Raw genomic sequence first — 11119 nt, forward strand, 5'->3', positions numbered from 1 at the left:
GGCGCCGCTAGATGCGCACCGGCATGACCAGGTACAGATAGTTGATTTTGTCGTAGGACTTAAAGATGCCGGCCTGCGAGTAGCTCTTGAGCTCCAGCGTGATCTCCTTCTCCTTGGACAGGGCGTTGAGACAGCCAAAGATGTAGTGGTAGTTAAAGGCAATGGTGCCCGACTCGCCCTCGGCCTCGACATCGATCGTCTCCTGCGCCAGATCCTGGTCATTGGAGATGGAGGACAGGCCCATCTGGCCGTTCTCGGCATCGATCTCAAACTTGACGGCGGGGTTGGCGCTCGCGATGACCGCCACGCGCTTGAGGGCGGCATTAAAAGCTGCCACGTCGATCTTGACGCTCGTTACGCACGAATCGGGGATGAGCTGCTTGTAGTTGGGATACACACCCTCGATGCGGCGCGACACGTAGGTGGTGTTGCCGGCTTCAAAGACAACCTGGGTGTCGGTGGCACCGATCATAATGGTCGCCTGGCTCGCCATGATGCTCAGGGCGTCGTTGAAGGCATCGGCCGGCACGTTGAGCTCAAAGGAGCCCTCGAGCGTCGAGGTCTCCACCTGCGTATCGCACACGGCCAGACGGAAGGAGTCGGTCGCCACCAGGCGCACGGTGTTGTTTTCGACTCTCATATGCACACCGCCCAGGATGGGGCGGGCCTTGTCGGTCGAGGTGACGCGCCACACGCGGCTGACCATCTCGGACAGAATGTCGGTCGGGAGCTCAACGGCGCTCTCGATGGCATAGGCCGGGAACTCGGGGAAATCGTTGGCATCGAGCGTATTCAGGCGGAAGGAACTCTTCTCGCAACCGATCAGCACCTGGCGCTCCGAAAGCTCAAAGGTAACTGGGGCATCGGGAAGGGTCTTGGTGATGTTGGAGAGCATCTTGCAGGGGATTACCATCTCACCTTCCTCTTCCACATGTGCCGCGATGCGGTGACGAATCGAGATAGTGTAGTTAGAGGTCTGGAATTCCAAGATGCCGTCTTGTGCCTTGATGAGCACGCCCGACAGAATAGGGAGGGTGGATGCCGAAGCGACACCCTTCATGACGACGCCGATTGCTTGCGTAAGCGAGCTCTGGCTGACGGTGAACTTCATCTTTTAATACCTTTCTATAGATATAAATATCTCAATAATAGTAATAGTACTGACGAAACTGTTGATTACTCCCAAACATGCAGGTCAAACCCAAAAAGAGAATCGACAGTTCCCTGTGTGCAACAGGGGTCGTTTTCCACGTTCAAAACCTGCGCAAAACTTTTCATCGGAGCGGGCTGGGTTTTAGACACCTTATGCCCGCGGTTTCGACAAGTTTTCAACAGGTGTGCCTATTTCCCTACGAGCGCAGTGTAATTTTGTCTCGTAGCGATTTGAGGTTCTCGGTCACGGTCCGGTCTTCCTGAATCATCTTCTGGACTTTTTTGTAGCTCGTGCTGACGGTCGAGTGGTTGCGGTTGCCAAACTCCGCACCCACGGCGGTGGTTGTCATCTCGCACATCTCGATCGCTAGGTAGATGGCGATATGGCGCGCCTTGGCGATATTGGCATTGCGGCGCGGACCAATGAGCTCCTCATGCGTCACGCCGTACTGCTCCTCGATAACAGACTGAACTGTCTGCACGTTGATCTTTTTGGCCGACGTGTCGAAGTACTGGCTGGCGATGGCATCGATGTCGTCGAAGCTCAGCTCGCTACCCTCGCGCTCGCGGTCGCCCGCCTCCCCGGCGCAGCGCTCGCAGAAGCTCTCGAGCTCACGGATGTTGGTGCCCGATACCTCCGCCATGTGTTTAAAGTGCTCGTCAGTCAGATGTCCGCTGTCGCCACCGTAGGCCGCCAGCAGCGAGTCGTCGCCCGCCTCGGGCGCCGCCGCGATCGTGTTCTCGTAATAGCGCTGCAGAATCTTGTACTTCATCTCGTAGCTGGGCTCTGCTACCAAGCAGAGCATGCCGGCGTTAAAGCGGCTGGTCAGGCGCTCGTCCATGTTCAGGTCCTTGGGCGCACGGTCTGCGGCAATCACGACCTTCTTGTTGTTGCGGATAAACTCGTCCATGAGCTGGAAAAAGTAGTCCACGCTCGCGCGTTTGCCGATGATGTTTTGGATGTCATCGATGATGAGCACGTCCACGCCGTGGTATGCCTGCATGATGGGAGCGTTACTCTTCTTTTGGCGGTCGAATTCTGTCATCAGATCATCGATGTATGCCTGTGAGTTGGCGTATTTCACTTTGATCTCGGGCGACTTCTCGGCGAGCTCGTTTTTGATAGCGAGCAGCAGGTGGGTCTTGCCTAAGCCCGATTTGCCATAGATGAACAGGGATGTGCAAGTACCGCGTTCGTCTGCGAGTGCGGCGAATTTAAGCGCCGAACGATAGGCGTGGCTGTTTTCGGGGCCGTAGACAAAGTTTTCGAAGGTGAATTTTGAGTTGGCCACGAGGGGCGCGCCATCGGCGTTCTGCTCGCCCGGCGCCGCAGCCGCAGGCACGCTCACAGGCGATGTCGAGACTGGTTTTGCGCTCTTGGCGGGTGTCACGCCCTTCATCTGATTCATCATGCGGCGGAAATCGTCGGCCGACAGCGTGTTTTTAATCGCGACGCCCGGTTCTTCGCCCGGCGCCGCGTCGTGCGCGACGGGCATGTGTGAAACGCTGGGGGCGGTTGCTACCGGCGCGGCTGTTGCGTGGGGCATGGTTTCACGGGAAACATCGCTCGCATTGGTCTCCGGAGCCGCCACGGGGGCGACGGTCGTCAAAGGGGGAGTGACGGGTGCCGCCCCTGTGGCGCCCGTCGTGGGACCCTGCGGGGCCACGATGTTGAGCGCGATCGGCGCAAAGGCAATCTCTTCTAGGTAGTGCTCGATAGTCGGCTGGTGCTTTTTGAGCTGCGCAATGGCAAAGCGCGACGGTGCCTCGATGGTCAAGGTGTCCTCGGTCAGGTTCACGGCACGCGATTGCCCCAACATGTTGATGAGGCGTGCATCTTGGCCGCCGCGCTGGCAAAAGGCGATGGCATCCTCCAGGATGATGCTTGCTTCCTCGTCCACTGTCTCTCCCGTCCTTAACTTTGGGCACGCACGCGAGCGCTGCCGAGTTCGGTCAGATGGTATTTCTGACCGTGTTTGATTACCAAGCCGGCCTGCGCCAAGTCATTGAGTGTGCGTGACCACGTGGGCGCGGAGTTTCCAAATGCTCGCGCCAGGTCGGTGGCGCCGCACTCTTGGTTTTGAGCCAGATATCCCAGCGCCGCGTTGCCGCGCTCGCTCACAAATACGTCCGGTTGCGGCTGTGCGTATTGATTCGCCGCATTAGGATACATCATTTGAGCTGCTGGTTGTTGAGAACTCTGCATGGTTGGCATCGGCTGTTGAAAACTTTGCGGCCACTGTTGGTATGGCTGCGGCGGCATCTGCTGGGCCCAGGGATTGTACGGCTGCGGCATCTGCTGATACGGCTGCTGATAGCCCTGGGGATACTGCTGCATATATTGCTGGGAGTATCCCTGCTGCGGCATATATTGTCCCGGATATGCCTGCGGGTACGGTTGGAAGCCCATCTGCCGAGCTCCTTGCATGCCCGTCACCTGCTGCATCGCGGCTGCATCCGAATCGGCCGGGACCATGGACTCTGCCGAGCCTTGAGTTGTCGTCTGTCCCGCGGGCTGGGGGTCCTGCATGGGCGGCATGCCGGGTTGATGCATCTGCTGCGAAACCATGGGCTGTTGCAGTGGGGACGCGGCCATGGTTTGCTGCGGAGTCATCATTGCTTGCTGTGGAAATGCTCCCGGCAGTGGGTATTCCGACCCCTGGGCCTCGGGGCGCACGGCTGCCCCGCGCCCTCCCGCGCGCTCAATTTCCTGCACGCGCTTGGGGTCGAGGCTCACCGTGACGACGGTGCCGTTGCCCATGTTATCTTCGATGGAGACTGCCCCGCCGGCGTTTTCCAGGTATTCCTGCACCATGGGAAAACCTGCCCCGGTGCCGCGTATATACCGCTTCATCTTGCTGTTTGCGCTGGTGACGCCAAAGTCGAAGGCGCGCTCTTTGTCGTCGATGCCCGGACCTTGGTCGGCAAAGCGGATAGTTTCCCCGCCGTCCAGGATCGAGATAATGGGCTCGGCAAAGTGGGCGTGGATAAAGTTTTCGACAATCTCGCGGATAACCATGAGTGAGATGTGTCCGCCTTGCTCTTTCATGCACTGGTAGACGGTGTTAGTCGTCTCTTCCAGATACGTGCGGATGTCTTGCGGCTCGATGACGATCACGCGCGGGGTCGAAAGCATGTCGTCATAGACGGCGATGCGCGCCGCATACATGGTTTTCGGTGTCTGTTTCGATGTCTGCTCGCCCTCTTCGCGCTCTTCGCGTACGCCGTTGATGTGCTCGTTGTCGGGTGCCGGGTCACCGGAATCGACCATGGTGTAAAAGTCGTCAGACATGCCGCTCGCAATCTTTCAAAAGGTTTCGGATAAATAGTAGCTCACCGCGCAATGTTTCTCATCTTTCGACAAGTTTTCAAAACATGTTGAAAACTTTGGAAAATGGGCGAAAAGTTCTCAACATTGGCAACATGACCTGTCGAAAACTCGGTGAAATATCGTGAAAAGTTGGAGTCATACTCAAAAACTCATCCGGCTTATGGCGGAACCGTGTGAACTGCGCAACCTTTTACCTTTGATTTCTTGACATTTGAACATTGATTTCCCTACAATCTTCAAGCTCACGTGTCTATATCTGCGTCCGCGCCCTCGCGGACACTCGAAATGCAGCAGGAGGAACTTAAGATGAAGCGTACGTATCAGCCTAATAAGCGTAAGCGTGCCAAGACCCATGGCTTCCGTGCCCGTATGGCCACCAAGGGTGGTCGTGCCGTGCTCGCCCGTCGCCGCGCCAAGGGCCGCAAGCGTCTCACTGTCTAGCAGCGATACACACATCTCGCATGAAGACTATTAAGTCTCGGCAAGATTTCGAGCATGTGTTCAGTCAGGGGCGTCGTTTCAATCATCCTCTGATTCGAATGACCATATGTGAATCGGTTGGCGAAGGCGACTCTGGAAGGGTCGCCTTCGTTGGTGCTAAACGACTCGGTTGCGCAGTTGTGCGCAACCGTTCTAAGCGTGTGATGCGCGAGGCCGCCCGCAGCTGCGGATTTCCCGTTGCGGGTTATGACATCATCTTGTTCGCGACCCCCAAGACGAGGATCTCGTCGTCGGAGGAGATGAACGAGGCATTGCGTTCGCTTGTGATACGCGCCGGCGTTGCCGGGGAGGAGCGATGAGCAATCACGTTTTGCGACGTGTTGCCATCGCTCCTATTCGCATATATCAACAGGTTATTTCGCCCTTATTGCCTGACGCCTGCATTTATTATCCAACGTGTTCTCATTACGCCGTCCAGGCTATCGAGAAATACGGTGTTTGTAGAGGCTGCTGGCTTGCCGTGAGGCGCATCGCTCGCTGCAATCCCCTGCACGTCGGCGGTTATGACCCTGTGCCCTAGCGGGCACTCGCTATCGGAGGAAAAATTACATGTGGGATTGGATCGTTAACATCCTTTTCGAGCTGCTCAAGCTCATCCAGACCTTTGCGGTCGACTGGGGCCTGTCCATCATTATCCTGGTGGTCATCGTCCGTCTGCTGCTGACGCCGCTCATGCTCAAGTCGACCAAGTCGACGGCCCGTATGCAGGTGCTGCAGCCCAAGATGCTCGAGATCCAGGAGCGCTACGCCGACGATCCCCAACGTCAGGCCGAGGAGATGCAGAAGTTCTACAGCGAGAACAAGTTCAATCCGCTGTCCGGCTGCCTGCCGCTTCTGATTCAGATGCCTATCCTCATCGCCCTGTTTACGCTTCTGCGCAACCTGCCGCAGTACTTTAACGAGGGCACCTTCTCGTTCTTCAACATTCTGCCCGATCTGACTACCACGCCGAGTGCCTCTTTTGCCGATGGCTTTATGGTCGCACTGCCTGCGCTGGTTTGCCTGATTCTGTTTGCTGTCCTGACCCTGATTCCGCAGCTGTACATGTCGCGCAATCAGACTGGCCAGCAGGCCCAGAGCATGCGCATGATGGCCGTCGTCATGACCGTCATGATGCTCTGGATGGGTTGGAGCCTGCCCGTTGGTGTTCTTTTGTACTACGACGTGTCTTCTGCCTGGCAGGTCATCCAGCAGATCTTTGTGACGCAGAAGGTTATCGAGAAGGCTAAGGCCGAAGAGGAGGAGCGTCTTAAGAACGCCCCGCTGCAGGTTGAGGTCACACGTCGCGAGAAGAAGCCGCGCCCGCACAAGAAGAAGTAGCGGTATAGTAATCTTATTTAGGTACCTAACTTTTGGAGTACGTTATGTCTGAAGAGATCGTCGAGGATATGCTTGAGGAGGTTGCCCCGCAGGCCGCGGGCGATTATCTCGAGATTGCACAGCGCTACAAGGCTGGTGAAGAGCTTACGGACGAAGAGCTCGACACCATTGCTGATGTTGCGATTTCTATTCTTCGTTCCATCCTTTCGCATTTCGACGCCGCCAACTCTCCTATCGATGAGTATGAGGGCGACGAGGGCGAACTGATTCTTGATGTAATGGCTCCCGACCTTGCCGTCCTTATTGGTCGTCATGGTCGCACCCTCGATGCCCTTCAGGTTATGTTCTCGCTGTTGGTGAGCCGCAAGCTTGGCTTTAGGTATCCGGTCGTCGTCGACGTCGAGGGATATAAGAGCCGCCGCCAGGACAAGGTTGCCTCTATGGCTCAGTCTGCTGCCGAGCGGGCAGTTCGTACTCACAAAAGCGTTTCGCTTCCGCCCATGAATGCCTACGAGCGCCGTCTGGTTCATATTGCTCTTCGCGGCAACGACGCCGTCGACACGCATTCTGAGGGTTCTGACCCCGATCGTCATGTTGTGATTGTTGCTCGATAACCTAAACGAGCTTATCTTAAGGGGGCGTGGTTTCCACGTCCCCTTTTTTTGTCAAAAGTTATTGATACACTGATTTTTGTCAGATAGGAGTTTGTCTTGTTTGTACTAACCGATGAGCAGGCAAGCCAGATGCTTAGTCGTCTAATTTCGTATTGCGAAGACTATTCTTTGAAGGTTTCCCATGATGTCCTACGCTCCTGTATTGAGCATCTTGATCTTGTATTGGAGGCTAATAAGACCACCAATCTTACACGCATCCTAAATATCGAAGATGCCGCTGTTCTTCATATTCTTGATTCGCTTGTGTTGCTTCCCTATATAGACATAGCTCCAGAAGGCGCTTTGTTAGACATGGGTACTGGTGCTGGGTTTCCTGGTATCCCTTTGACAATTGCTAGCGGACGTAAGGCTACCTATATCGATTCGGTTGGCAAGAAGGTTGCTGCCGTCAACTCATTTGTTGAGGCTCTCAGTCTCAAGCATGCTCACGCGGTTCATGATCGTCTTGAAGAATATGCCCGAAGCCATAAGAAACAGTTTGCTGTTGTCACTGCTCGTGCACTTGCACCTTTACCAGTTCTCGTCGAGTATGCTTCACCATTTCTAATAGATAATGGTCTCTTTGTTATTACTAAGGGAAACCCTTCAGACGTTGAACTTCAGTCTGGTCTAACTGCCGCTAGCATATGCGGGTTCACCACACTTATGACAGATGATTTAGATTTGCCTAATGGCTTGGGTCATCGCGAGTTTATCATTCTAAAAAAATCTCGTCCGGCAGCCATTTCGCTTCCACGTGCTAATGGCATGGCGAAGAAGAATCCGCTTGCCTAGATGTTTCACGTGAAACATAATTGATAGTAATTACTTGTTATGTTTCATGTGAAACATAACAGATGATGAATCGGAATGTTTCACGTGAAACATCCTCCGTTTAACAGCTTAAAATACACCAGGAGGGACCGTGGGATTTCGCGACGTTAAGCGTTCAAAGAGCGCAAAAGACACGCGTATCATTGCAATCATCAATCAAAAGGGTGGTGTGGGTAAGTCCACCACAGCAGTAAACCTTGCAGCAGCACTGGGTGAACAGGGTCGAAAGACGCTGATTGTCGATTTTGATCCACAGGGTAATAGCACGAGCGGCTTTGGAATCGAAAAAGAAGAACTTGATAACTGCATCTATGATGCATTGCTGAATGATGTTCCGGCAGAATCGCTTGTTCTGGATACAAATTGCAGTAAGGTATTTGTAATTCCGGCTACTATCCAGCTTGCAGGTGCCGAAATTGAGCTTGTAAGTGCGATTGCACGAGAAACGCGCTTGAAGGATCTGCTTGAGCCTGTTAAGGATGAGTTTGACTTTATATTTATCGACTGTCCACCTTCACTTGGCTTGTTGACCATTAATGCGTTGACGGCGGCGGACAGTGTTCTGATTCCAATTCAGTGCGAGTATTACGCACTCGAAGGTGTCACGAAGCTGCTTGAGTCGATGAAGATGGTCAAAACACGCTTAAATAAGAGCCTTGATACCTATGGTGTGCTTATGACGATGTATGATTCGCGAACATCGCTCTCAAATCAGGTTGTCGAAGAAGTGCAGTCGTACTTTGGCGATAAGGCATTTAAGACCTTGATTCCGCGTACGGTTAAAATATCAGAAGCACCATCGTTCGGTGAGCCGGTAATTACATATGCGCCGCAAAATAAGGGTGCAAAGGCGTATATGAACCTTGCCAAAGAGGTGATCAAGCGTGCCTAGTCCAAGGAAGCGTGGCGGTTTGGGTCGCGGACTCAATGCATTGGTCTCCGAAGCAGAATATGAGACCGGTGGATCTGCGACGTCTGCATCCAATACTGCTTCGGAAACTAAACTTCCAATCGAAGATATCGTTCCGAACCCCAACCAACCCCGAATTCATTTTAATGAGACCGAGCTTCGAGAGTTAAGTGAGTCGATTCAGGAGCATGGCGTTCTTCAGCCGCTTCTTGTACGCAAGCATGGTAAAGGCTATGAGATTATCGCGGGTGAGCGCCGTTATCAGGCTTCTAAGCTTGCTGGACTTGAGGAAGTTCCTGTCATCATAAAAGATGTTGATGATGAACAGATGCTTGCGCTTGCATTGATTGAAAATCTGCAACGCTCTGATCTCAATCCGGTCGAAGAGGCTAAGGGGTATCGACAGCTCATCGATGCGAGTGGCATGACTCAAGAGGCCTTGTCGAAGGCTGTTAGCAAGTCACGCTCTGCAATCACCAATTCGCTGCGCCTACTTGATCTTCCAGAGGTTGTTCAGCAGATGATCTTTGAAGGTAAGCTGACTGCTGGCCATGCTCGTGCAATTCTTGCAGTTCCATACGAAGATGCACGCATTAAGTTAGCTGAGAAGGTTGTTGCGGAAGGATTGTCCGTCCGCGCGACAGAAAATCTTGCTCCGTTGTTTTCTGCCGGAGAGACACCAAAAACGCCTCGAACCGCAACCCCTCAGTCTTTTAAGAAGGCGGCACGCGTTCTGCGTCAGGTGTTTAACACGAACGTTCGCGTAAAGAGCTCGCGAGGAAAGAACAAGATCGAGATTGAATTTAAGGATGAAGAGGAACTCTCTCGCATCCTTGGCGAAATCATTCAGTTTGATCAAGGAGGTCAGGATGAGGAATAAAGTTCTGACTGCTGTCGCTTTGGCTGCAACTGTTGCAGTTGGCGCTTTTGCCGGTTATAAGATTGTGACAGATGATGAATTACGTGGTCGTTTACTTCGCGGAGCACAGGATATCGTTGATACCTCAAAAAAGAAAATGGATGTTATGACTGAGGACGTTGCCATGCGTACGGCTCAGATGACTAAGAATCCAAAGATCAACCAAGATTGGGTTAATCATCAATGGGAAAATGTAGGCTTTTAGGTACCTAACAATGACTCATCTATTCTCAAAGGGTTCCTTGTCTGATCACCAGTACAGGGATCCCTAATATCGTCCTAAATAATGCTGGACAATCGTATGATGCTGGTAATCGATGAATATGAAACAGCCCCGGTTGCAATTAAGCAACCGGGGCTTTCTGATGTTTCACATGAAACGTTTAGGCTGGTCTCCCCTACGCGTTCTTCTGAACTTTGAAACGCTGCTTGAGTTGGCCACAAGCCGCATCGATATCGTTGCCACGAGAGTTGCGGATCGTGGTCTCGATACCACGGGACTCAAGCCGGCGTTGAAGGTCTTCTACCTTATGGATCGGTGACGGCTTGAGCGGACTGCCCTCAATATCGTTGAGTTGAATCAGGTTGACGTGGCACAGCGTGCCCTCGCAGAAGTCGCAGAGCGCCTGCATTTCGGGGTTGGTGTCGTTGACGCCCTCGATCATGGCATATTCGTACGTCGGACGGCGGCCGGTCTTCTCGGTGTAGAGCTGCAGTGCCTCGTGGAGGCGCAGGAGTGTGTACTTCTTGACACCGGGCATGAGCTTATTGCGTGTGGACTGAATGGCGGAGTGCAGCGAGACAGCTAGGGTGAACTGCTCGGGAATGTCGGCAAACTTACGGATACCAGGAATAACACCGCTGGTAGACACGGTGAGATGGCGCGCTCCAATGCCGATACCGTCGGGGTCATTAAGGATGCGCAGTGCCTTAAGAACCTCATCGTAGTTGGCAAAAGGCTCGCCCTGGCCCATGAACACTACGCTTGTCGCGCGCTCGCCAAAGTCATTGGAAACGTGCAGTACCTGGTCGACGATTTCCTGGGCGGTCAGCGAGCGCCTGAGGCCGTTGAGGCCGGTAGCGCAAAAAGCGCAGCCCATTCCGCAGCCGGCCTGGGTGGATACGCAGATAGAGAGCTTGTTACGACGGGGCATGCCGACGGTCTCGACAGAAATGCCATCGTGGTACTCGAGTAGGTATTTACGAGATCCGTCCTTGGACACCTGCTTGGTGAGCTCGGTCGGCGTGTCGAAGGCAAATGCCTCCTTTAACTGCTCGCGAAAAGCCTTGGGAAGGTTGGTCATATCGTCAAACGAACAAACGTTCTTCTCAAAAACCCATTCAATGAGCTGCTTCGCGCGGAAAGCGGGCTGGCCGAGTTCGGCCACGAGCTCGCGAATATCGTTTTGGCTCAAGTCGCGAATGTCCTGAGATTTAGTCCTGGGTTTCATGGAAGCCTTTCGATTTTGGGGAAACGTAGGGGGTATCGCTACAATATG

At 53.7% G+C, this 11119-nt stretch carries 13 protein-coding genes; 9 read left to right on the plus strand and 4 right to left on the minus strand.

The window, feature by feature from the left end; translation table 11 throughout:
- Positions 1 to 7 precede the first annotated feature (7 nt).
- From dnaN to ACTQW0_RS01640, 3 genes are all read right to left on the minus strand, one after another.
- Complete coding sequence (gene dnaN, locus ACTQW0_RS01630; protein WP_441566616.1) at positions 8 to 1111, minus strand: DNA polymerase III subunit beta; 1104 nt, start codon at positions 1109 to 1111, stop codon at positions 8 to 10.
- Between the two features lie 238 nt (positions 1112 to 1349).
- Positions 1350 to 3053 carry a DnaA ATPase domain-containing protein gene (locus ACTQW0_RS01635; RefSeq protein WP_441566618.1) on the minus strand — a complete coding sequence of 568 codons (1704 nt, stop codon included), beginning with the start codon at positions 3051 to 3053 and terminating at the stop codon, positions 1350 to 1352.
- Between the two features lie 14 nt (positions 3054 to 3067).
- Positions 3068 to 4444, minus strand: a complete 1377-nt coding sequence (locus ACTQW0_RS01640; RefSeq protein WP_441566620.1) for an ATP-binding protein — start codon at positions 4442 to 4444, stop codon at positions 3068 to 3070.
- 345 nt (positions 4445 to 4789) lie between these two features.
- On the opposite strand from ACTQW0_RS01640, the gene rpmH reads away from it, so the two are divergent.
- From rpmH to ACTQW0_RS01685, 9 genes are all read left to right on the plus strand, one after another.
- Positions 4790 to 4924 (plus strand): 50S ribosomal protein L34, encoded by a 135-nt coding sequence (rpmH, locus tag ACTQW0_RS01645; protein ID WP_019127408.1) that lies wholly within the window; start codon positions 4790 to 4792, stop codon positions 4922 to 4924.
- 20 nt (positions 4925 to 4944) lie between these two features.
- A complete protein-coding gene (gene rnpA, locus ACTQW0_RS01650) occupies positions 4945 to 5283 on the plus strand; it encodes a ribonuclease P protein component (RefSeq protein WP_441566622.1) in 339 nt (112 codons plus the stop codon).
- Entirely contained in the window at positions 5280 to 5504 is a 225-nt protein-coding gene (gene yidD / locus ACTQW0_RS01655; RefSeq protein WP_154516787.1) for a membrane protein insertion efficiency factor YidD, read from the plus strand. Before rnpA ends, yidD begins: the two co-directional genes overlap by 4 nt.
- A 29-nt stretch (positions 5505 to 5533) precedes the next feature.
- Entirely contained in the window at positions 5534 to 6304 is a 771-nt protein-coding gene (locus ACTQW0_RS01660; RefSeq protein ID WP_441056460.1) for a YidC/Oxa1 family membrane protein insertase, read from the plus strand.
- 44 nt (positions 6305 to 6348) lie between these two features.
- Positions 6349 to 6918 carry a Jag family protein gene (locus ACTQW0_RS01665; protein ID WP_441566624.1) on the plus strand — a complete coding sequence of 190 codons (570 nt, stop codon included), beginning with the start codon at positions 6349 to 6351 and terminating at the stop codon, positions 6916 to 6918.
- A gap of 96 nt (positions 6919 to 7014) precedes the next feature.
- Positions 7015 to 7752, plus strand: a complete 738-nt coding sequence (gene rsmG / locus ACTQW0_RS01670; protein ID WP_441566626.1) for a 16S rRNA (guanine(527)-N(7))-methyltransferase RsmG — start codon at positions 7015 to 7017, stop codon at positions 7750 to 7752.
- Positions 7753 to 7882: 130 nt separating this feature from the next.
- Positions 7883 to 8683 (plus strand): ParA family protein, encoded by an 801-nt coding sequence (locus tag ACTQW0_RS01675; protein WP_427729019.1) that lies wholly within the window; start codon positions 7883 to 7885, stop codon positions 8681 to 8683.
- A gap of 19 nt (positions 8684 to 8702) precedes the next feature.
- Positions 8703 to 9581 (plus strand): ParB/RepB/Spo0J family partition protein, encoded by an 879-nt coding sequence (locus ACTQW0_RS01680; protein ID WP_441566628.1) that lies wholly within the window; start codon positions 8703 to 8705, stop codon positions 9579 to 9581.
- On the plus strand, positions 9571 to 9825 hold the full coding sequence (locus ACTQW0_RS01685; RefSeq protein ID WP_441042219.1) for a hypothetical protein: 255 nt from the start codon (positions 9571 to 9573) through the stop codon (positions 9823 to 9825). Before ACTQW0_RS01680 ends, ACTQW0_RS01685 begins: the two co-directional genes overlap by 11 nt.
- A 193-nt stretch (positions 9826 to 10018) precedes the next feature.
- Here the strand turns inward: ACTQW0_RS01685 and rlmN are convergent, their stop codons facing one another.
- On the minus strand, positions 10019 to 11071 hold the full coding sequence (gene rlmN / locus ACTQW0_RS01690) for a 23S rRNA (adenine(2503)-C(2))-methyltransferase RlmN (protein WP_441566631.1): 1053 nt from the start codon (positions 11069 to 11071) through the stop codon (positions 10019 to 10021).
- Positions 11072 to 11119: the final 48 nt, after the last annotated feature.

This window comes from Collinsella sp. LCP19S3_B7, from assembly GCF_052121795.1.
Classification (GTDB): domain Bacteria; phylum Actinomycetota; class Coriobacteriia; order Coriobacteriales; family Coriobacteriaceae; genus Collinsella.

What these genes read in the sequence shown, in the direction of transcription:
- dnaN (WP_441566616.1), bottom strand. Translation starts at nt 1,111, where the DNA reads ATGAAGTTCACCGTCAGCCAGAGCTCGCTTACGCAAGCAATCGGCGTC.
- ACTQW0_RS01640 (WP_441566620.1), bottom strand. Translation starts at nt 4,444, where the DNA reads ATGTCTGACGACTTTTACACCATGGTCGATTCCGGTGACCCGGCACCC.
- rpmH (WP_019127408.1), top strand. Translation starts at nt 4,790, where the DNA reads ATGAAGCGTACGTATCAGCCTAATAAGCGTAAGCGTGCCAAGACCCAT.
- rnpA (WP_441566622.1), top strand. Translation starts at nt 4,945, where the DNA reads ATGAAGACTATTAAGTCTCGGCAAGATTTCGAGCATGTGTTCAGTCAG.
- yidD (WP_154516787.1), top strand. Translation starts at nt 5,280, where the DNA reads ATGAGCAATCACGTTTTGCGACGTGTTGCCATCGCTCCTATTCGCATA.
- ACTQW0_RS01660 (WP_441056460.1), top strand. Translation starts at nt 5,534, where the DNA reads ATGTGGGATTGGATCGTTAACATCCTTTTCGAGCTGCTCAAGCTCATC.
- ACTQW0_RS01665 (WP_441566624.1), top strand. Translation starts at nt 6,349, where the DNA reads ATGTCTGAAGAGATCGTCGAGGATATGCTTGAGGAGGTTGCCCCGCAG.
- ACTQW0_RS01685 (WP_441042219.1), top strand. Translation starts at nt 9,571, where the DNA reads ATGAGGAATAAAGTTCTGACTGCTGTCGCTTTGGCTGCAACTGTTGCA.
- rlmN (WP_441566631.1), bottom strand. Translation starts at nt 11,071, where the DNA reads ATGAAACCCAGGACTAAATCTCAGGACATTCGCGACTTGAGCCAAAAC.